Source organism: Devosia sp. (assembly GCF_017307495.1).
In the GTDB taxonomy this organism is placed as follows: Bacteria; Pseudomonadota; Alphaproteobacteria; order Rhizobiales; family Devosiaceae; genus Devosia_A.
Genome location: NZ_JAFKHE010000013.1, coordinates 218,651 through 238,995, shown reverse-complemented (window position 1 = coordinate 238,995; position 20,345 = coordinate 218,651). Strand labels below are relative to the sequence as shown.

General features: G+C 67.5%; 16 protein-coding genes. 3 read left to right on the top strand and 13 right to left on the bottom strand.

The window, feature by feature from the left end; genetic code table 11:
* Position 1: 1 nt before the first annotated feature.
* From J0I99_RS04490 to J0I99_RS04435, 12 genes are all read right to left on the bottom strand, one after another.
* Positions 2 to 832, bottom strand: a complete 831-nt coding sequence (locus J0I99_RS04490) for a carbohydrate ABC transporter permease (RefSeq protein WP_291390265.1) — start codon at positions 830 to 832, stop codon at positions 2 to 4.
* The gene (locus J0I99_RS04485) at positions 825 to 1,763 is read right to left on the bottom strand and encodes a carbohydrate ABC transporter permease (RefSeq protein WP_291396136.1); all 939 of its coding nucleotides are present in this window, start codon (positions 1,761 to 1,763) and stop codon (positions 825 to 827) included. Before J0I99_RS04485 ends, J0I99_RS04490 begins: the two co-directional genes overlap by 8 nt.
* Entirely contained in the window at positions 1,763 to 3,091 is a 1,329-nt protein-coding gene (locus J0I99_RS04480; RefSeq protein WP_291396134.1) for an ABC transporter substrate-binding protein, read from the bottom strand. The genes J0I99_RS04485 and J0I99_RS04480 overlap by 1 nt, the downstream gene beginning before the upstream one ends.
* Before the next feature lie 108 nt (positions 3,092 to 3,199).
* Positions 3,200 to 4,006, bottom strand: coding sequence for a FadR/GntR family transcriptional regulator (locus tag J0I99_RS04475; protein WP_291396132.1), 807 nt, complete (start codon positions 4,004 to 4,006; stop codon positions 3,200 to 3,202).
* Positions 4,003 to 5,181, bottom strand: coding sequence for a mandelate racemase/muconate lactonizing enzyme family protein (locus tag J0I99_RS04470; protein WP_291396131.1), 1,179 nt, complete (start codon positions 5,179 to 5,181; stop codon positions 4,003 to 4,005). The genes J0I99_RS04475 and J0I99_RS04470 overlap by 4 nt, the downstream gene beginning before the upstream one ends.
* A gap of 387 nt (positions 5,182 to 5,568) precedes the next feature.
* Positions 5,569 to 6,309, bottom strand: coding sequence for a GntR family transcriptional regulator (locus tag J0I99_RS04465; protein WP_291396129.1), 741 nt, complete (start codon positions 6,307 to 6,309; stop codon positions 5,569 to 5,571).
* The gene (locus tag J0I99_RS04460; protein ID WP_291389921.1) at positions 6,306 to 7,193 is read right to left on the bottom strand and encodes a carbohydrate ABC transporter permease; all 888 of its coding nucleotides are present in this window, start codon (positions 7,191 to 7,193) and stop codon (positions 6,306 to 6,308) included. Before J0I99_RS04460 ends, J0I99_RS04465 begins: the two co-directional genes overlap by 4 nt.
* A 4-nt stretch (positions 7,194 to 7,197) precedes the next feature.
* Positions 7,198 to 8,139: a carbohydrate ABC transporter permease gene (locus J0I99_RS04455; protein WP_291396127.1), complete on the bottom strand. Its 942-nt coding sequence runs from the start codon at positions 8,137 to 8,139 to the stop codon at positions 7,198 to 7,200.
* A 65-nt stretch (positions 8,140 to 8,204) separates the two neighbouring features.
* A complete protein-coding gene (locus J0I99_RS04450) occupies positions 8,205 to 9,443 on the bottom strand; it encodes an extracellular solute-binding protein (protein ID WP_291396125.1) in 1,239 nt (412 codons plus the stop codon).
* Positions 9,444 to 9,486: 43 nt separating this feature from the next.
* The gene (locus tag J0I99_RS04445) at positions 9,487 to 10,575 is read right to left on the bottom strand and encodes an ABC transporter ATP-binding protein (protein ID WP_291391342.1); all 1,089 of its coding nucleotides are present in this window, start codon (positions 10,573 to 10,575) and stop codon (positions 9,487 to 9,489) included.
* Positions 10,576 to 10,587: 12 nt separating this feature from the next.
* Positions 10,588 to 11,811 carry an enolase C-terminal domain-like protein gene (locus J0I99_RS04440; protein ID WP_291396123.1) on the bottom strand — a complete coding sequence of 408 codons (1,224 nt, stop codon included), beginning with the start codon at positions 11,809 to 11,811 and terminating at the stop codon, positions 10,588 to 10,590.
* 14 nt (positions 11,812 to 11,825) lie between these two features.
* Entirely contained in the window at positions 11,826 to 12,626 is an 801-nt protein-coding gene (locus tag J0I99_RS04435; RefSeq protein WP_291396121.1) for an SDR family NAD(P)-dependent oxidoreductase, read from the bottom strand.
* Positions 12,627 to 12,758: 132 nt separating this feature from the next.
* Between J0I99_RS04435 and J0I99_RS04430 the strand changes: the two genes are divergently transcribed.
* The 3 genes from J0I99_RS04430 to J0I99_RS04420 are packed head-to-tail and all read left to right on the top strand — an operon-like array spanning position 12,759 to position 19,151.
* Complete coding sequence (locus J0I99_RS04430; protein WP_291396118.1) at positions 12,759 to 13,847, top strand: lactonase family protein; 1,089 nt, start codon at positions 12,759 to 12,761, stop codon at positions 13,845 to 13,847.
* Positions 13,848 to 13,885: 38 nt separating this feature from the next.
* The gene (locus J0I99_RS04425) at positions 13,886 to 16,501 is read left to right on the top strand and encodes a hypothetical protein (protein WP_291396116.1); all 2,616 of its coding nucleotides are present in this window, start codon (positions 13,886 to 13,888) and stop codon (positions 16,499 to 16,501) included.
* A gap of 22 nt (positions 16,502 to 16,523) precedes the next feature.
* Positions 16,524 to 19,151, top strand: coding sequence for a glycoside hydrolase family 38 C-terminal domain-containing protein (locus J0I99_RS04420; protein WP_291396114.1), 2,628 nt, complete (start codon positions 16,524 to 16,526; stop codon positions 19,149 to 19,151).
* A 119-nt stretch (positions 19,152 to 19,270) separates the two neighbouring features.
* On the opposite strand, the gene J0I99_RS04415 is transcribed toward J0I99_RS04420, so the two are convergent.
* Positions 19,271 to 20,293 (bottom strand): hypothetical protein, encoded by a 1,023-nt coding sequence (locus J0I99_RS04415; protein WP_291396112.1) that lies wholly within the window; start codon positions 20,291 to 20,293, stop codon positions 19,271 to 19,273.
* Positions 20,294 to 20,345: the final 52 nt, after the last annotated feature.

Genomic DNA, 20,345 nt, shown 5'->3' with positions numbered 1-20,345 from the left:
GCTACTTGCCCATGCCGGCGGCGATGCCGCTGACAAGGTATTTGGAGAGGAAGGTGAGGACTAGGATCGGCGGCAGCGAGGTCAGCAGGAGACCCGCCATCAGCAGCGGCTGGTTGGTGACGAAGCGGCCGCCGATCGAGGCCATTTTCGCGGTCAGCAGGTTGTTGGCCTCGCTCGGCAACAGGATCAGCCCGAAGATCAGCTCGTTCCACATGGCGAGGAAGGCGAGGATGGCTAGGGTGAGGATCGAGGTGCGCAGCACCGGCACCACCACCGAGACCAGGATGCGCATGGGCCCTGCCCCGTCGATGCGCGCCGCCTCGATGATGTCGTTGGGCACCGAGCGCATCACGGCGGTCATGAAGAACACGCCGAACGGGATGTTGGTCGCGGCATAGACGAGGACGACGCCGGGGAGCGTATCGACCAGCCGCAGGGACGAGAGCAGCAGGTAGACTGGGATGATCAGCACCTGGCTCGGCACCAGCATCACCGACACGAAGGTGCCGCCGAACAGGCGCCGGCCCGGCAGGTCGAGCTTGACGATGGCATAGGCGGCGAGCGTCGAGGCGGTGAGCGAGATGGCGAGGGCGCAGCCGATCACCAGCACGCTGTTGGTCGCGGCGCCGATGACATCGTAGTTGTCGATGAGCAGGACGAAGTTGTTGAGCGACCAGTTCGCCGGCCAGCCATAGGGCGCCTTGAGGTATTCGGCCTTGGCGCGGAAGGCGTTGGCGACGACGAAGCTGAGCGGATAGAGCGTCGTTGCCGCCACGAGCAGCAGGATCAGGAACGGCGGCAGCCTGGTCGGGGCGCGGCGGGCTTCAGCCATTGTTCGGCTCGCGCTCGCGGCTCACCAGGGCCTGCAGCACGGTGAGGATGCCGATGAGGATGAAGACGAGGATGGCCAGCGCCGAGCCCGAGCCCATGTCGGCGCTCGAGAAGGCCTTCTGGTAGATCAGGTAGTCGAGCGTCGTGGTCGAGTAGCCGGGCCCGCCGGCGGTCATCACGTAGACGAAGCCGAACAGCGAGGTGAAGGTGTAGATGACGTTGATCACCGACACGAAGAGCAGCACGCGGCGGATCTGCGGCAGGGTGATGAAGAACAGCTTCTGCCACCAGCCGGCACCATCGAGATCGGCCGCCTCGTAGACCTCGCGGTCGATGGCCGATAGCCCGGCGAGGATGATCAGCGCGCCATAACCGAAGCCGGACCAGACGAGCGCCAGGATGATCACCGCGATGGCGAGGGTCGGGGCAGAGAAGAAGCTCACCGGCATGCCGCCGGCGGCGACGACCAGCTTGTTGACCGGGCCATCGAAGGCAAAGGTCGACTTGAACATCAGGCCGATAACGGCGGTCGACAGCACCGAGGGGATGAAGAAGACGATGCGGAAGGTCCGCCAGCCGAGCACCTTCTCGTAGAGCAGCACGGCAGTGAGCGTCGCCGTCACCAGCACCAGCGGCACCGCGATGAGGAATTGCAGGTTGACCAGCAGCACGGCGCCGACCAGCGGGTCGGTAAGCAGGCCGACATAGTTGGCGAGGCCGACGAAATCGGCTGTCACGCCATCGGTCTTGAAGAACGAGATGCCGAGGGCGCCGAAGATCGGCACCAGCATCAGGCCGAAGACCAGCAACGCCGCCGGCGCGACGGCCAGCAGCGCGAAGCGGCGCTCGGCGCGCCGACCGCGGGAGAGCGGGGCGCCGCGCGATGGCGCCGCCCCGGCAAGGTCATCGCCGTCGGCAAGCGAGCTCGACATCAGCCCTGCTTGTCGAACTCGGCCTGCAGCTGGGCCACCGCATCCTCGGCTGTCTGCTGGCCGGTGAACGTGGTGGCGTTCACGCGGTAGAACAGGTCGATCACCGGCTGCGGCATGATGTTGTCGAACGGATAGACGGTCTTGGTCGTCTTCAGCCGCTCGGCCTGCTCGCGCAGCAGCCGGTTGGTGATCACCGAGGCATCGGCGTCCTTGTGGTTGGAGGGCTCGGTCTGGCTCAGTTCGACATAGAGGTCGATGGTCTTGGCCTCGGCCAGATACTTGATGAACTTGAAGGCCGCGTCCTTGTTGGCCGCGTAGTTGGTGACGAACACCGCCAGGTTCGGACCGCCGGCGAGAACGCCCGGCTCCGTGGCCGAGGCGAGGGTCGGGATCGGGAACATGCCGACATCGTCGCCGAGCGCGTCGAGCAGTTCGGCATTGGACCAGGCCCCGTTGATGGTCATGGCGCCGCGGCCCTGCACGAAGCCCGAGGTGGCCTCGCCGTTCTGCAGCTCGCCCGCATCGGGGTTGGTGAGGCCGCGGGCATACATGTCGGCATAGGCCTTGTAGGCCTCGACCAGGCCCGGGCTGTTGATGGGCTGGTTCTTCAGCACCATCTCGGTGAAGGCGTTGGCGCCGAGCTGGCCGCCGCCGAGCGCGGCGATGGCCCAGGCGCCCATGTAGCCTTCCTGGTTGCAGACCCAGAACGGGGTGACGCCCTTGGCCTTGAGCTCTTCGCCCAGGGCCAGCATGTCCTCCCAGGTCTTGGGCTCGACAAACTCGACGCCGGCCTGCTGGAACAGCGAGGGGCGGTAGAAGACGTAGAAATAGGAGCCGGCGCCATAGGGCAGCGCGAGGATGGAGCCGTCGGTGCGGTAGCCGTCGCGCACCGTGTCCCAGCCGGTGATCCTCGCCTGCTCCTCGGGCGAGAAGACGCTGTCGAGCGGCTCGATGAACTGGCTGAACGACAGCACGGCGCCGCCGGCATAGGCCGACTTCATGTCGGGGCCGTTCTTCGCGATCGAGGCGGCGCGGAACTGGTTCGAGGTGGCGGTGATGTCGCCGCTGGTCTCGGTGATCTCGATCGTCTCACCGGGGTTGGCGGCCTGGTAGGCCGCGACCGCCTTGTAGATGAACGAGCGGTCCTTGTTGAGGATGCCGTCGGCCGAGACGGCGAACAGGCCGGGGTCCCAGAACTTGACCGTGGCCTGCTGGGCGCGGGCGCCCGAGCCGAGCACGATGGTGGCGGTGAAGCCGAGCCCGAGGCCCAGCACGTGACGACGATGCATCATGACGCCGGTGGCGGCGCCGGGTGTCGTATCGTTCATAGGTTCCCTCCCCTTTGACGACTTAAGTCGATAACATCATACTTTATTTGCCAGCGTCAACGACGTCGCCCCCACCCGGTCCGCTGCGGGGGCAGCAAAGATATGACGTTAGCGCGACAAGGTCTCCATGGCCTCGCCGAGCGCACGCTTGCCGTCGAGGATGACATTGAGCATGGCGGCGGCAGCGGCGTCGGGCTCGCCGCGATTGATGGCGTCGTAGACGCGGCGGTGCTCCTCGGCGTCCTTGCTGAAATCGACCCCCGACCGGCTGACCGCCTCCTGCTGCATGGAAAAGCTCATGTGCAGGAAATCGGCGACGAGGTGCCCGAAGCGCGACAGCAGCGCGTTGTGCGAGGCAGCGAACACGGCCATGTGGAACTCGACGTCGCTCTCGGCATAGCCGACCGGGTCGGTGACGTGCCGGGCCATGTCGGCAAGGGCGCGCTCGATGCGGCGCAGGTCCGCCATGCTGGCGCGCGAGGAGGCGAAACGGGCGGCGGCGGGCTCGATGACCTGGCGCAGCTCGATCAGGTCGCGCATCACGGATTCGCTGAGGCCCTGCTGGTGATGCCAGGTGAGCACGTCGCTGTCGAACACGTTCCACAGGTCGCGGGCGCGCACGCGGGTGCCGATCTTCTGGCGGATCTCGATCAGGCCCTTGGCCGAGAGCACCTTCATGGCCTCGCGCACCGAAGTGCGGCTGACGCCGTAGGCGGCGGTGAGCTCCGCTTCCTTGGGCAGCAGGCTCCCCGGCGCATACGTGCCGCCGACGATGTCGCGGCCGAGCGCGTCGATGACCTTGCCCTGCAGGCCGCGCATGGCATAGCCGGCGCGCAGGCCGCGGCTGGGCGTGCTGGCGGCCGACGTGCGACGGCGACGCGGGGGCTTGTCGGCGGGCGCGGGGGAGCTGGTCATGCCATGGCCTTGCTGCGGAACAGGATGTCGCCGCCGACGCTGATCTCCACCGGGCGGTGGTAGCGCGACAGGGAGGCGAGGTTCACGTCGAGCCCGAGGCCGGGCGCGTCTGGGACATGCACCTCGCCATTGCCGTCGGGCAACAGGTGGCTGGTGGTAATGTCGACGGCCAGTTGCTTGGGGGCAGCGGGGTATTCGCAGATGCGGCTTTGCTCGACGCCGGCATAGGGTTGCAGCGAGGCCGAGAGCGCCAGGTGCGAGGTGAAGGTGTGGTTGACGTAGGTCACGCCCTTGGCTGCGGCGTAGTCGGCCACCGCCTTGGCCGGCGCGATGCCGCCGATGCGGCCGCAATCGATCTGGACGAAGCCGACGCCGCCGAAATCGATCAGGTGGCGCGCCATGTGGACGTTGTGCGCGCCCTCGCCGCCGGCCAGCTTCACCGATCCGGTGCGCTTCGACAGCGCGCCATAGGCCTCGTAGGCGCTGGCCTGGAACGGCTCCTCGAGCCAGGTGGTGCGGGTGGCCTCGAGCGCCGGCAGGCGGGCGGCGGCGGCCTCGACATCCTCGACCCAGATCTGGCCGGCATCGACCAGCAGATGCCCGTCGAGCCCGAGCGCCTCGCGGGCGGCATGCAGGTGGTCGGCGTCCCGCGCCACCGAGCCCTCGCCGAAGCCGGCCCAGCCGAACTTGATGGCGCGGAAGCCGCGGGCGACGGCCTGCCGGCCGGCTTCCAGCGTCGCCTGCGGCGTGTCGCCGAACAGCAGCGAGGCATAGGGCACCTTGGGGAAGGCGTGCGGGTAGCCGAGCAGCTTCCACACCGGCTCGCCGCGCGCCTTGCCGACGAGGTCCCACAGCGCCATCTCGACGCCGGAGAAGGTGTGGGCGGCCTGCAGCAGGTCCATCGAGTTGCGCTCGACCAGCGCGGCGATGCGGCGGATATCCTCGGGGCCATCCAGCCTTTCGCCGAGCACCGAGGCGGCGACCGGCTGGCACACGCCATGTGAGCGCGGGGTGACGAAGGCGGCGATCGAGACCAGCGGCGAGGCCTCGCACTCGCCCCAGCCGACCAGCCCGCCAGCGGCGACGCGCACCAGCAGCGCATCCTGGCTGCCGTCGGCCTCGAGCGTCACCTCGGGCATGGCGAGATAGAAGAAATCGACAGCCTCGATCCGCATCGAGCAGCACTCCCATACGGCGCTTGACGCGCTTTGGTATGATGTTTGGCAGACTTGGCGCTGAGATGGAAGGGGATGGGGCTATTACTTCCGGATAAAGTCGGATGTTTGCGACCGTTGCCGCTGCGCCCGTCCCAAGCTCTCTGGCTGGTGGGGCGGAGGCGACGTGCCACGACAGCGGCGCATGACGCTGGCAGCGCGGGACCAGCCGCTCGGTCTCCATCAAACACGGGGTCATCCCCGCGCAAGCGGGGATTTCTGTTTGCGATGGCGCGGGCTGCGCGAAAACAGAGGTTCCCGCTTTCGCGGGAATGACCCGGTAGGGGTGGGGGCAGCGAGCGTTCTGAACAGAAGGATGGGCCGGGGAAGCGCCGAGCGCCAACGCCCTCAGGACTTGGCGTCGCGCGTAAAGTACTCGGGGTGCCTCGCGTGGATGACGTCGAGTTCATGCATGACCGAGGTCAGGTGCACCGCGATGCTGCGGTCGGCGCCTTCGACGTCATGGGCCTTCAGCCGCTCGAGGATGTCCTCGTGCTCGCGCACGATGAAGAACATGTGCTCCTGGCTGAGCAGCGACAGGCGACGGACGCGGTCCATGTGGAACTTGGCCTCGCGCACGTCGTCCCAGATCGATTCGAACCCGGCGGCCTTGGCGATGAGCGCGTGGAAGCGCTCGTCGGAGGCAAGGAAGCTCTGGTCGTCGGTGAGATTGGCGAAGGTATGCTGCAGCGCCACCTCGCGGGTCAGCAGCGCCTCGATCTCCGGCGTCAGCTTCTCGGCGGCGAGGCGCGCCAGCGGGCGCTCCAGCGCTTCGCGGATGAAGCGGGACTTGGCGATCAGCGCCTCGCTGAGCGGCGAGACGACGGTGCCGCGCTGCGGCAGGATGTCGACGAGGCCGCGGCGGGCCAGGCGGGCCAGCGCCTCGCGCACGGGCGTGCGGCTGACGCCGAACTCGGCGGCGAGGCGGGCTTCCGACAGTTCCTCGAACGGCGGCAGTTCCATGTCGAGGATTCGTTCCATCAGCACGTCATGAACCTGCGCGGCGATCGAGCTGCTTTCAAGCCGCTCGGGCTTGCTGTCGTCTCCGAGGCGCGACCCTCGCTTTGCCTTGCCGATCTGCGTGGTCATTTGGTCCCGAGTTGGAGGCCCGCCATGAAGTACCGGCGCAGCGCGATGAACAACAAGATGGTGGGAATACTCGAAATGAGCGTGGCCGTGATCACGACATTTGGTCCCAGTGTGGAATAGGTGCCCTGCAGCGATTGCAGCGCCACCATGATCGAGCGCACCTCGATGCCGTTGGCGAGGATCGAGGAGAACAGCAGGTCGTTCCAGATGAAGGTGAACTGCAGCAGGAACAGCGCGATCATCGGGCCGACGGCGTTGGGCACGATCATCGAGATGAAGACGCGCCATTCCGACGCCCCCTCGATGCGCGCCGCCTCGTCGACCTCGCGGGTGATGGCGGAGAACGAGTTGCGCAGCACCAGCAGCGGGAACGGGATGCAGATCGCCACATAGACCAGCAGCATGCCGAACCAGGTGTTGATCAGCCCGACGCGCTGATAGCCGAACAGCAGCGGCACCAGGTACATCTGGAACGGGAACAGCGTGCCGGTGAAGATCAGCATGAACCAGCCGTTGGCGCCGAGCAGGTGGAGCCGCGTCATGCCATAGGCGGCGGCCGCGGCGAAGGCGACGGCAAGCCCCGCGCCGACCAGCGCGTAGCTGAACGAGTTCAGCGCCGCCTCGCCCAGATGCGCGATGGTCCAGGCCTGGACGACGTTGTCGAGGATAGGGGCCAGGGAGTCGGGCAGTTCCAGCACGCCCTTCCTGGCGTATTCGGGGCTGGTCTTGAACACCGTGACGAACAGGTAATAGAGCGGCGTCAGGTAGGCGATGGTCAGCGCCAGGATCGGCAGCACCAGCCAGCGGCCGCCGCTGCGTTGCGCGCGCCGCTCCTTGTCGATGAGCCCGGCAATGAACTGCTTGTCTGTGACGTCGACGGCCATCTTGCTACCGAATGTTCCTGGAGACGCGCGACTGGACCACGGCCAGCAGCGCACTGACGGCGATCACCATGGCGCCGAGCACCACGGCGACAGCCGAGCCATAGGCCCAGGCGCCGTTGGAGAAGCTCTCGTAGTACATGTAGACGGCGAGCGAGAGCGTGCGCTTGCCCGGATAGTCGCCGGCCATGACCCAGAGCAGGTCGAAGGTGGTGAAGCCCGCGGCGACGTTGAGGATGGTGACCACCAGCACGGTGGGCAGCAGCAGCGGCCAGATGATGTGGCGGAAGATCTGCCCGGACGAGGCGCCATCGACGCGCGCCGCCTCGATCGGGTCGCGCGGGATGGCGGCAAGGCCGAGCAGCAGCAGCACCATGGTAATGCCGAGCGTCTGCCAGACGAAAGTGACGATCACCGAGCCGGTGACGGTGTCGGGCGAATAGAGCCAGCCGTAGTCGAACGGGCTGCCGGTAGCGCCCGTAATGACCGAGTTGAGCACGCCGCGCGGGGCGTAGACATAGTACCAGACGGCGCCGACGGCAGTCGGAGCGAGCACGCGCGGCAGGAAGAACAGGCTCTTGAAGGTTTCCTGGAACGGGATGTTGCGCAGCAGCAGCGCCAGCCCCAGGCCGACGGCGAGCGGGAAGATCACGGCGCCCACCACCCAGACGGCGGTGTTGCCCAGCGCCTCGGAGAAGTAGGGCACGCGGAACAGGCGGGCATAGTTGTTGAAGCCGGCGAACTGGTCGATGCCGGTGAACTTCTGCCACTTGGTGAAGCTCAGGATGACGTTGAAGACGACCGGTGCCAGCAGGAACAGCGCGACCATCAGCACGGCCGGGGCAATAAACAGCCAGGCGATGCGCGTCTGCCGCCAGGCGACGCGCCGCTCGCGCCGGCGGGCTTCCTTCAGCACCTGGGGGCTGAGCAGTACGGAGGCAGGAATCATCGCGGCGGATCTCTCTGAGAGCTAGAACCGGCCGCGCCCGGGAGAGCGCGACCGGCAGGCTGGGCTTACTTCGAGGCCCAGTAGTCGGCGTTGATGGTCTGCATCGTCTTCATCGTCTCGGTCGCCTGGTCGGCGGTCGGGTTGAACATGAAGGCGCCCATGGCGGCGACGAGGTCGCCCTGGATCTGCGACGGCACGGCTTCCCACCAGCGCACGAGGGCGCGGGGCTTGGCGGCGGCGACGAGGTCCTTGTCGGCGGCAATGATCTCGTTGGGCGCGTTGGCCTTGAGGTTGCCGTTGTAGACCTGGACAGTCGAGCCCAGCACGTTCGCGGCGTCGGCGCCCATCATCGCCTGCACGCCCTTGCCGAGGTCGGGATTGGCCTCGAGAGCGGCCTTCGAAACGACGATCGGCGAGGCCTCGACGATCACCGACTGCTGCACCTCGGGGCTGAGCGAGGGCATCAGGAAGGTGCCGAAATCGGTGCCCGCCTTCATGCCGGCCTCGACGAACGAGCCCGAGTGCCAGTCGCCGACGAGGAACATCGAGGCGGTGCCGTCGACGAAGAACTTCTGGTCGTCCTGCTCGCGCGGGTCGGTGAAGTAGCCCTTGGCATACATGTCGCCCCAGACCTTGAAGGCGTTCTGCACGTCGGGGCTGTCATAGGCGACCGAACCGTCGGTGAGGCCGACGAACGAGTCCGGGTTGGTGCCGAGCACGAGCTGGCTGAACCAGATGAACGGCATCCAGCCGCCCGAGGCCGGGCCGTTGATCGGGGTGAAGCCGGCGGCCTTGAGCTTGTCGCAGTCCTCGATGAACTCGGCCCAGGTGGTCGGCGGGTTGGCGATGCCGGCCTTCTGGAAGTGGTTTTTGTTGTAGAACATCACCCAGTTGGCGACGTTGAGCAGGATGCCGTAGGGCTTGCCGTCGACGCTGACGAGCGCCTGCTGGTCAGCCGAGAAATCGCCGTCGGCGATGGCCTGCTGCCAGTAGGGCGTGAGGTCGGCAGCGACGCCGGTGGCGACGAGGTCGTTGAGCTGCTGGCCGTTCCACCAGGTGAAGAAGGCGGGCACGTTGTTGCCGGCGATCGAGGTCTGCATGAACGCCTGGTATTTGTCGGTCGGCGTGATTTCCTGCAGCTTGATGGTGGCGCCCGAGGCCTTGCTCGCCGCCTCGGCGAGGCCGGTCATGCCGGCGTTCCACGGGGTCTTGTCCGAATAGAGCGCCAGGTCCGCGGCGGATGCGGCACCGACACTCAAGGCAGTCGCGAGGCCTGCGGCCCCGATGGTCTTGAATAACGACATAACGTTCTCTCCCTTTTGTTCTGTCGTCCTCGCTGCCCCGGGGTTAGCGGAGCAGCGAATTCTGGGTCGTGCGGTCGAAGACGTGGACGCGGCTGCCGTCGATGCGGAAGCGCACCGCCTCGTTGGGCGCCAGCGCGCGCGGATGCTGCATGCGGGCGACGACTTCGGCGCCGCCGAAGCTGGTGAACAGCAGGCTCTGGTCGCCGAGCATTTCGGCGAACTCGACTGCGCCGGTGAAATCGGCGCCCAGCGGCGGGCGGGTGCCGTGCCCCTCCGGCACGACATCCTCGGGACGCACGCCGAGGATCACCTCGGTGCCGGCCGCCGGCAGGTCGAAGCGCTCGGGCGGGACGGCGATGTCGATGCCCCCTGCCCTGATGCTCGCACCCTCGCCGACCGTGGCCGGTATGAAGTTCATCGACGGCGCCCCCATGAAGCCGGCGACGAACTGGTTGCGCGGACGCTCGAACACTTCGAGCGGGGTGCCGATCTGGGCGACCTCGCCGTCGTGCAGAACGACGATCTTGTCGGCCAGCGTCATGGCCTCGACCTGGTCGTGGGTGACGAACACCACGGTCGCGCCGAGCTGGCGCTGCAGCCGCTTGATCTCGACGCGGGTCTGGTTGCGGAGCTTCGCATCGAGGTTCGACAGCGGCTCGTCGAACAGGAACACTTCCGGCTCGCGCACCATGGCGCGGCCGATGGCGACGCGCTGGCGCTGCCCGCCCGAGAGCTGGCTCGGCCGCCGATCCATGTAGGGGCTGAGCCCGAGCATGCCAGCCGCCTCGCTGCGGCGGCGCTCGATCTCGGGCTTGGGCACGCCGCTGATCTTGAGGCCGAAGCCCAGGTTGTCCTTGACGCTCATGTGCGGATAGAGCGCGTAGGACTGGAACACCATGGAGATGCCACGATCGCGCGAGGGCAGGTCGTTAACGACTTTCTCGCCAATCCTCAGCTCGCCATGCGAGATGGTCTCGAGCCCGGCGATCATGCGCAGCAACGTGGACTTGCCGCAGCCGGAGGGGCCGACCAGCACCACGAAGGTGCCGTCCTCGATGTCGAGGTCGATGCCCTTGATGGCGACGAACTCGCCGTAGATCTTGACGATGTCGCGAAGGGTTACGGTTGCCATGCGCGCGCCCCCTCAGTGCCGCGCCGGATCGGCATAGCGCATCTCGGGCTGCACCGAGTACCAGTCGGGCCGGCCGGGATCGCGGTCGTAGGTGTAGCCGCCCACCTCCTTGTAGTAGGCGGCGTACCTGGCTAGCGCCTCGCGGTCGACCTCGACGCCGAGGCCCGGCCCCCTGGGCACGGCGATCTCGCCATCGACGTACTGCATCTTGCCGCCGACGATGATGTCGTCGAGCAGGTGGTGGTAGTGCGCGTCGGCGGCAAAGCTCATGTTGGGCAGCGCCGCCCCGAGGTGCAGCATCGAGGCGAGCTGGATGCCGAGTTCGCCCGAGGAGTGCACCGAGGCGCCGAACTGGAAGGTCTCGAGCACCTGCCCGGCCTTGTAGGCCTGGCGCAGCCCGCCCCAGAAGGTGGTATCGAGCAGGATCACGTCGACCGCGTCATGCTTGATGCAGCTGGCGAGCTGCTCGAAGTTCACCACCACGGTGTTGGTCGCGGTGGGGATGGAGATGCGCTCGCGCACCCGCCGCATGCCCTCGAGGCCGAAGCACGGATCCTCGAAGTAATCGTTCCGGATATGCCCGATCTGCTGGGCCACCCAGATCGACTCCTCCACCGACCACACCGAGTTGGGGTCGAGCCGGAAACGGTCGCCCGGCAAGGCCTCGGCGATGGCCGAGAACACCTCGACATCGTGCTCGGGCCGGAACACGCCGCCCTTGAGCTTGTGCGACTTGAAGCCGTGCAGCTGCTTCTGGCGCTTGGCCTCGGCGACCAGCTCGTCGGCGCCGAACTCGTCGTCGAAGCCGTTCTCCGGGCTGGCGTAGCGATAGAACAGGTAGCTCGCGAAGGGGATCGACTCGCGCAGCGCCCCGCCGATCAGGTCGCACGCGCGGATGCCGAGGTACTTGCCCGCCGCATCCATGCAGGCCATCTCGATCGCCGCATGCAGCTGCATGCGCGAATTGTAGAGGCTGGCGACCGGGTTCATGATCTTCCAGCGCAGCTGCTCGAGCTGCAGCGGATCGTGGCCCTTGAGGTAGGGCAGCAGCCCTTTCACGGCCGCCTCGGCGCTTTCGCCGCCGCCGCCGAGCTCACCCCAGCCGGAAATGCCCTCGTCGGTCACCACCTCGACGATGGTGCGCACGAACCGGCCCCAATGGGCGCCCGAGGCATGCCGCAGCGGCGCCTCGAGCGGCATGGCGACGGTGGTGGCCTTGATGTCTACGATCTTCATCGAACTCAAAATCTCTAGGTGGACTTGCCGTCGGCCTTCTTGGGCGCGCCGGGGATGCGGGCGAGCATGCCGCCATCGACGCGCACGGTTTCGCCGGTCATGAACGAGGCCTTGTCGGAGAGGAGGAAGGCGATCACCTCGCCGATCTCGCGCGGCTGGCCGCGCCGCCCGATCGGGTGCATGGCGTCGATCTCCTCGTCGAGCGCCTTGGGGTTGGGGTCCTGGTTGATGGCCCAGCGCAGCATCGGCGTTTCGACCGACCCCGGCGCCACGCCGAGCACGCGCACGCCGTTCTCGGCCTCGTCCATCGCCATGCCGGTGACGAGCCCGATCAACCCGTGCTTGGCGACGACATAGGCCAGCGCGCCCTTCTGCGCCGCCATGCCCTGCACCGAGGCGGTGAGGACGATGGCGCCCCTGTTGCGCCTGAGCTCGGGCATCGCCGCCTTGGCGACGTAGAAGCCGCCGGTGAGGTTGGTGTCGAGGGTCTTGGCCCACAGCTCCGGCGTGGTGCTGACGGCGTCGCCATAGGTCTGGATGCCGGCATTGTGCGAGACGCCGCCGAGGCCGCCGAAGCGGGCGACGGCGATGTGCACCGCCTCCTCGCAGTCGGCGAGACTGGTGACCGAGCCGACCTTGAGCGCATGCCTGCCACCGAGCTCCTTCGACGTGGCGTTCAGTGCGTCGGCGTTGAGGTCGAACAGCACGAGATTCCTGCCCTGCTCGCTCAGCACCTCGGCCACGCCGCGGCCGATGCCCATGGCCGCGCCCGTCACCAGGACCGTGTTGGACGCCCCTTTGGCTGGTTCGTTCATGCCAGCTTCCTCCCTTGTCAAATACTTGTAGTTCTACCATACTAGTCGTGTCAATTGACTTCCGACAGCGGCCCTCGGGCCGTGGAAAGCCGCGAAAAAGCGGCACGAAGCAGGGCAAATGGGGAGGGCAGCGTGCCAACTTACGCATTCACCGGGAGCCTCACGCGCCCGATGCCGCAATACGGCGCCGCCAACGGCCAGGGCATCGGCCGGCTGGCCTTCGACGACGACACGGGCGAGCTGAGGCTCGTCGACATGACCGGCGGAGTCGACGACACGGCCTGGCTGGTCACCGACGCGGGGCGCGGCCGGCTCTATTCCACCTGCGAGATCAGCGGGACCAACCAGAGCGCCGTCGCCGCCTATGCGGTCGAGGCCGGCGGGCTGCGCCTCGTCAACCGGCAGCCGACGCTGGGCAACGAAGCCTGCCACGCGAGCCTGTCGCGCGACGGCCGATTCCTGCTCGTCGCCAACTACAATGGTGCCAACCCGGCAGGCTATCCGGACGCGGCGCTGACGGTGTTTCCGATCGGGCCCGACGGGTCGCTGGGCGCGGCCGTGGCCAGCGTGGTGCATACCGGCAGCGGCCCGAACCGCGAGCGGCAGACAACGGCGCACGCGCACTGCGTGGTGCAATCCCCCGCCGGCAATACCGTCTATGTCTCCGACCTCGGCATCGACCGGCTCGTGGCCTACGACTTTGGTGCCGACGGCAGCCTGGCGCGCGCGCCGGGCAAGGATTTCAGCTTCCCGCCAGGCCTCGGGCCGCGGCATCTCGTCTTCCATCCGGACGGACGCTCGCTGTTCGTGGTCAGCGAGCTGATTGCAACCGTCGTCAGCCTCGCGGTCGATCCGGCCACCGGCGCGCTCACCCAGCGCGACGCCTTCCGCGTCCCCTCGCTCGACGGCGGCATCGTGCAGTCGGCCGGCATCCTGCTGGCGCCAGACAATCGGCACCTCTTCGTGTCGCTGCGTGTCTGCGACGAGATCCTCGTGCTCCGGATCGGCGCGGACGGCAGACTCACACAGACGGCGCGGATGAAGAGCGGCGGCAAGACGCCGCGCGATCTCTGCTTCTCGCCGTCCGGCAAGCACCTCGTGGTCGCCAACCAGGATTCTGACCGGCTCACCGTGTTCCGCGTCGCCAACGGCAAGCTCTCCGAGCCGCTCCAGCATTTCGAGATCGGCACGCCGCTCTCGGTCAAGCTCGCCGCCTTCTGAGGCGTCACTCCACCCTCTCCAGCTTTCGCGGACCACCCATGATCAACGAGATTCTGTTCGTCCATCACAGCCATACCGATATCGGCTACACGCACCCGCAGCCGGTGGTGATGGAGCTGCACCGCCGCTTCATCGACGAGGCACTCGATATCGCCGAGCGCACCGCCGACTACCCCGACGACGCGAAGTTCCGCTGGACCTGCGAGGTCACCGGCGGAACGATGGACTGGTGGGTGCACGCCAGCAATGCCGACCGCGACCGCTTCCTCGCGGCGGTGAAGCGCGGGCAGATCGAAGTCGCCGGCATGGGCTGGCACATGACGCCCCTGATGGACCACTCGATGGTCCTCGACGTGCTGAAGCCGCTGCAGTTCTTCCGCGACCTCGGCATCCCCGTCCGTTCGGCGATGAACACCGACGTCAACGGCCTGCCCTGGGGCGTCGTCGATGCGCTGCTCGACCACGGCATCACCGGCATCTCGATGGCCATCAACGAGCATTACGGCCACGCCCTGGCACCCTGGCCGCGCGCCTTCAACTGGCAGGCGCCGGGGGGCCGCACCATCACCGCGTATAACGGCTTCATCTATGGCGTGACCTCGGACCGTAGCCTGCAGATCCCGACCAACATGGAGGAGGCCCGCGCCCGCGTGCCGCGCTGGGCGAAGAAGTGGGAGGCGACCGGCTATCCGCATCCGTTCCTGATGATGCAGATCACCAATGTGCGCTACCACGACAACGGCTCGCCGCAGGCGGCGCTGCCCGATTTCATTCGCAACTTCAACGAGGGCAATGCCTCGACCGGCGGCATCAAGCTTCGGCTCGGCACGATCAGCGAGTTCTTCGACCGCGTGCGTCGGCAGCCCGCCGAAACCATGCAGACGCTGCGCGGCGACTGGACCGACTGGTGGAATTTCGGCGCCGGCTCGACCGCGCACGAAACCGCTCAGGCGATGCGCGGCCAGCGCGACCTCGATGCCGCCACCGGCCTCGATGCCTGGCATCCGGGCGAAGAACCGCGCCGCCGCGCCATGCTGCATGACACCGCGCGCAAGGGCCTCGCGCTCTATGCCGAGCATACCTGGGGCGCTGATCGCTCGATCACGCAGCCGTGGTCGCCCGAGACGCGCACCCAGCAGCTGCTGAAGCTCGCGACCGTCGCCGAGGGCGCCAGCGTCGCCCGCATGCTGCGCCGCGACGGGCTCGAGCGCCTCGCCATCGATGCGGGCGGGGACGAGCCGACGCTGCTCGTCTACAACCCGCACGGCTTTGCGGTGACGCAGTCGGTCCGCCTCCCGTACCTGCCGCCGATGGCGGACGCGCCCGATCCCAAGCGCGGCTTCGGCCTCGAGGACCTCGTCCCCACCGGCCCCTCGTCGCACCGCATCCAGCGGCAGGACGTGGTGACCTCCGACCTGCCCGAGCATGGTGCCTACTACACCGATCCGGTGGAAGTGCCGGCGCTGAGCTATGTCACCATCCCCGCCTCGAGGGCTGCGGTGATGCCCGGCGGGAACCTCAAGGCCAAGGATGGCGTACTGTCGAACGGCCGCGTCACCGTTACCGTGGACGCCAAGGGCGGGCTCAACTCGCTGAAGCTCGACGGCACCGAATATGCCGGCGCAGCGTCCGAGCACCTGAAGTTCGGCGTACCGGTGCTCGAGCGCGTTGCCTCGGGTATCCGCACCGACATGTTCGACCAGGTCGACCTCGAGTCGCCGGACTGGCACCTCGCCTGGCACCGCGACTGGCAGGCCGAGCGCTTCGACGGCACCCTCACCGAGACAACCGAAGCGGTCGAGCGCGGCAATGCGCGCATCGTCCAGAGCTTCGAGCTGCCGAACGGCGACAAGGTGGCGGTGCTGTATCGCCTCGTCGGCGAGGAGCCGGTGCTGCATGTCGAGGCGACGGTCACCAAGCAGCCAATCGTCGAGCCGCATGCGCTCTACCTGCCTATGCCCATCGCGCTCGGCAACGGCTGGGACGCGCACTACGAGACCGGCGGGGCCGTGGTGAAGCTCGATGACGAGCAGCTGCCCTATGCCAGCCGGCACTACGTCACCGCGCAGCGCTTCATCCGCATCGGCGATGCCAAGTCGGAAGTCACGGTGGCCTGCCCCGACGCGCCCCTCTGGCAGGTTGGCGGCTACACTTTCGGGCGCTTCGGCGACCCGGACGGCCGCGTCACCCGCGAGCGTCCGACCCTCGTCGCCTGGCTCACCAACAACTACTGGAGCACCAACTTCCAGGCCGATCAGGGCGGGCAGAGCAAGTACCGCTTCACCCTCGTCCCCTCGCCGCGCCGTGACCTCGGGGCCGCGGCGCAGGCGGCGCTGGCATACGCCCAGCCACTCGCGACCCATGTCTACGCCGAGCGCGGCCCGGTGAAGAGCACGGCGGCGTCGCTACTGAAGCTCGAGCTCGGCACGGCGCTGCTGACCCGGCTCGAAACCGACGGCAATGGCTTGGCCCTTACCGTGCTCAATCCCGGCGACAGTCCGGTGGAGGCCAAGGTCGGCGCCGGCGGCTTCAAGCCCACCAAGGCGAGCCGCACATCGCTGTCCGGAGGGGGCGGGGAGGCGCTCGCCGTCAACGGCGGCCGCATCGGTTTCACCGTCGGCCCACGGGCCTGGACACGCATTGCACTGAGCTAAGCCTGTTGGGAGGAGGAAAATAATGAGCAAGATCAAGACGATCTACATCTGCAACCACGCCCATACCGATATCGGCTTCACCGACTACCAGGAGCTCGCCCTGCGCCAGCACGGGGAGTTCGTCGGGCAGGCCCTCGACCTGATCGAGAAGACCGATGGCTACCCGGTCGAGGCGCAGTATCGCTGGACGGTCGAGACCACGGGGCCGTTCCTCAAGTACCTGCGGCAGGCGGGCAAGGGCGAGATCGAGCGCTTCCGGCACTGGCACGAGCAGGGCCGCATCGATATCGCCGGCATGCAGTACAACCTGACGCCGCTGCTCAATATCGAGCAGATGCACCGATCGCTCTACCCCTTGCGCGCCATCCGCGACGAGTTCGGCTTCAAGGTCGAAGCCGCCATGCAGGACGACGTCAACGGCGTCAGCTGGCTGTTCGCCGACCTGCTCCACGACCTCGGCATCACGTTCTACACCGCCGCCATCAACCCGATCCGCGGCGCCCGCCCGAAACCCTTCCCGGGCGCCTTCCGCTGGGAAGGGCCGTCGAGCAAGAAGGTCCTCGCCTGGAACGGCTACCACTACCTGTTCGGCCGCAGCCAGGCGGGCCTGGGCAACTGGGACCTCGTCGACAGGTTGTTGCCGCGCTGGATCGAGGAACTCGAGAACGATCCGACCTACCCGTTCGATTTCCTCTACTGCGAGTCGACCCACCCGGTGCGCGTCGACAACGGACCGCCCGACGCGCGCATGCCCGACTTCGTGAAACGCTGGAACGAGACCCGCAGCAACGTTCAGATGGCGTTCATCACCGTGACAGACTTCGGGCGTTTGTTGGACAGCAGGTATGACCATGTGATCGGCACGCAGCGCGGCGACTGGACCGACCACTGGGCCGACGGCGTCGGCTCGTCGGCCTTCGAGGTCGGGGTGAACCGCGCCGCGCACGAGATCGTCGGCATCGGCGAAGCGCTCGAAAGCTGGCGCCGGAGCCAGGGCGCCACCGACTGGAACGCCCGCCTCGCCGACCAAACCTATGAATCCATGACGCTTTTCGACGAGCATACGTGGGGCGCCTACTCCTCTGTCGAGGCCCCGCACTCGCTGTTCAGCCAGGCGCAGTGGAACCGCAAGGCCGGCTTCGCCTACACGGCCGCGATGGAGGGCCACAACGCCGTGGCCAAGGCCGCCAATGCGCTCGCCGCCCCGCTCGGCACCAAGGGTCCGGAAGGCATCTTCAACCTCGGCAACCTCGATCCCAAGGAAGCCTTCAAGGCTTCCGGCATCAGGGAAGTGCTTGTTTTCAATACGCTTCCCTGGGAGCGCAAGGTCATCGTCGAGGAGCCGGAGCCGCGCGGCGGCGCCGCTCCCATCGGCATGCTCGACACCTTCTTCAACCGCCGCAGCACCTGGGGCGGACCGCGCCCCTACCCCGAAATCCGCCGCGTCGCCGGCACCATCCCGCCGATGGGCTACGCCTTCCTCAACCTCAATGACGGGGTGCCTGCCTCCGACCTCAAGGCCGCTGGCGACACCATCGAGAACGCCCATTACCGCGTGCGCATCGACCGCAGGACCGGCGCCATCGCCGAGCTGTTCGACAAGGCGCAGAACCATGATTTCGCAGGCAAATACCAGGGCTGGGGGCCGGGCGAATACATCTACGAGACGGTAGCCTCACCCGACGACCGACTTGCCATCGCCGACATCAGCTTCGACAAGCCCGAGTTCTTCACCGGCCACAAGGACACGCCGTGGAAGCGCGAGACGGCGAGCAAGGTGATGCTCGAGGACGCGGTAATCTACGAGGGCCGCGCCTCGATCACGGTGCGCATCGAAGCCCCCGGCGTCTCGGCGGCGACCGTCGTCTATGCCCTTGATGCCGATACCAAATCCGTCATCGTCGACTGGTCGATCGACAAGCTCGAGCACCCCGAGGCGGAGGCGGTTTTCATCGCCTTCCCGTTCAACCTCCAACGCGCCGACTTCCTGATCGACCTCAACGGCATCCCCGCCGTGCCAAACACGGACCAGCTCGATGGCGCCGCCAAGGACTGGTACCCCGTCGGGCGCTGGGCCTCGGTTTCGGACGGAGAACGCAACGTCACCGTCGTCCCGCTCGATGCGCCGCTGCTGCACCTGGGCGGCATCACCACCGGCAAGTGGAACCGGACGCTCCAGCCGGAGGGCCCGACGATCATGAGCTGGGCCCTCAATAACCACTGGCTGGTGAACTTCAAGTCTGCGCAGAGCGGGCGCATTCCGCTGCGCTACCGGCTGACCACCGGGACCGGCCCGACCGATGCCGCGACCGCCGCGCGCTTTGCGGCCGAAGTGACGGTGCCCCCCGTGGCGATGCGCGACATCGCCCCGACGGGCAAGCGCTCCGACAGCTACTTCTCGACCGGCAACGCGCCGGTGCTGGTCACCACCAAGCCGGGCGAGGACACGCGCTGGGTGGCGCTGCGGCTGCAGAATCTGACGCATGAAAAGCAGACGCAGACGGTGGCCTTCACCGGCGATCCCGCCGCCGCTCGGTCCGCCGACCCGATCGAGCATCCAGGCACAGCACTGAAGCTCGAAGGCAAGACGCTCAGCGTGGCGCTGGCGCCGCTCGAGATACGCACCGTACTGGTGCGGTTCGCCCACTAGAGCGGAGACTGCCCCTCACCCTGACCCTCTCCCCAGCGGGGAGAGGGGACGCCATTTGGGCGGTCAGTGCCAAATCGCCCCCTCTCCCCGCAGGGGAGAGGGTCGGGGTGAGGAGACGATCAATCCAGGATCTCAGCCGCCTCCACCTCGATCCGATAACGCGTTATGAACCGGTCGCCGGCCGCGAACCTGCGCGCTGTCGCAACGCCGCGCCGCGAGATCGGGTTGTCCGCCGCCGAGACCTGCTGGCCGAGATCGAAGGCGGAGCAGATCGGCTCGAAGCCCAGCGCCAGGTGTCGCCCGTTCCACGGCGCGAACGTCCGCCCGCGGTTGGAGAGCCAGAGCAGTGCGCTCGGATAGTGGTCGGGGTTCCACGCCAGCCTGACGCGATAGCCTTCGGCCGTGTTCCACATCGCGGCCCGACCGGGCAGGTCCAGCAACTGCACCAGTTCCTCGGTGGCCTGCGGCAACGGCACCCGGCGCAGGTCGAGGCGGCCGCCCTGCCGGAGCGGCACGTCGTGCCACGGTTCAAGCAGCGCGCCCTGATCGAAGATCGATGAGGCGTCCACCGGCCCGGGGAAGGTCATGCCGGACACGTCGGAGCCGACCTCGATCTGCATGGCACCCAGCTTCGCGGGCAGGCGGAACGAAGGGTGGAGCCCGATCGGCAGCGTGCAGTCGCGGCGCATGTCGATCTCGAGCTCGAAGTCGAGGGCGGCAACGCCGGGATCGGGCGTCACGGTGCGCCTCAGCGCGCGGACGGGATGGTCCTCCGGGTAGTCGATGGCAAGCGTGATGCGGCCCGAATCGCCGGCCTCGAAGCGCCACTCGTGGTTCGAGCCGTAGCCATGCGGAAACGCATCGACGGTCGCCGCAGCGCTCGAACCCGGCCAGCCACCGAAAGGCGCGCGATCGGCATCCGAGCCGAAGGGCACGCAGGGCCATTCGCCGCGCAGGCGCCTCAGAATGCCGGGCAATGCGTCACCACCGGGCTCGCTCGCCCACGGCGCCACCTGGAACGGCGCAACCTGCCGTCCGTCGGGCAAGACGAAGAGCGTCGGCCCGACCATGCCGCCCAGGGCCTCGATGCTCACCACGCCGTGCTGCCAGACCAGCGCGCGCGCCTCTCCCAACCTCGTCATCGTCCGCCCTCCCCTTGGCGGGAGCAAGCTTGGCCGATCAGCGTCGTCCGGG

Coding starts and splice junctions, on each gene's coding strand:
- J0I99_RS04420 (WP_291396114.1), top strand. CDS start 16,524: ATGAGCAAGATCAAGACGATCTACATCTGCAACCACGCCCATACCGAT.
- J0I99_RS04480 (WP_291396134.1), bottom strand. CDS start 3,091: ATGAACGATACGACACCCGGCGCCGCCACCGGCGTCATGATGCATCGT.
- J0I99_RS04475 (WP_291396132.1), bottom strand. CDS start 4,006: ATGACCAGCTCCCCCGCGCCCGCCGACAAGCCCCCGCGTCGCCGTCGC.
- J0I99_RS04425 (WP_291396116.1), top strand. CDS start 13,886: ATGATCAACGAGATTCTGTTCGTCCATCACAGCCATACCGATATCGGC.
- J0I99_RS04440 (WP_291396123.1), bottom strand. CDS start 11,811: ATGAAGATCGTAGACATCAAGGCCACCACCGTCGCCATGCCGCTCGAG.
- J0I99_RS04455 (WP_291396127.1), bottom strand. CDS start 8,139: ATGATTCCTGCCTCCGTACTGCTCAGCCCCCAGGTGCTGAAGGAAGCC.
- J0I99_RS04435 (WP_291396121.1), bottom strand. CDS start 12,626: ATGAACGAACCAGCCAAAGGGGCGTCCAACACGGTCCTGGTGACGGGC.
- J0I99_RS04470 (WP_291396131.1), bottom strand. CDS start 5,181: ATGCGGATCGAGGCTGTCGATTTCTTCTATCTCGCCATGCCCGAGGTG.
- J0I99_RS04445 (WP_291391342.1), bottom strand. CDS start 10,575: ATGGCAACCGTAACCCTTCGCGACATCGTCAAGATCTACGGCGAGTTC.
- J0I99_RS04460 (WP_291389921.1), bottom strand. CDS start 7,193: ATGGCCGTCGACGTCACAGACAAGCAGTTCATTGCCGGGCTCATCGAC.
- J0I99_RS04415 (WP_291396112.1), bottom strand. CDS start 20,293: ATGACGAGGTTGGGAGAGGCGCGCGCGCTGGTCTGGCAGCACGGCGTG.
- J0I99_RS04465 (WP_291396129.1), bottom strand. CDS start 6,309: ATGACCACGCAGATCGGCAAGGCAAAGCGAGGGTCGCGCCTCGGAGAC.
- J0I99_RS04490 (WP_291390265.1), bottom strand. CDS start 832: ATGGCTGAAGCCCGCCGCGCCCCGACCAGGCTGCCGCCGTTCCTGATC.
- J0I99_RS04450 (WP_291396125.1), bottom strand. CDS start 9,443: ATGTCGTTATTCAAGACCATCGGGGCCGCAGGCCTCGCGACTGCCTTG.
- J0I99_RS04485 (WP_291396136.1), bottom strand. CDS start 1,763: ATGTCGAGCTCGCTTGCCGACGGCGATGACCTTGCCGGGGCGGCGCCA.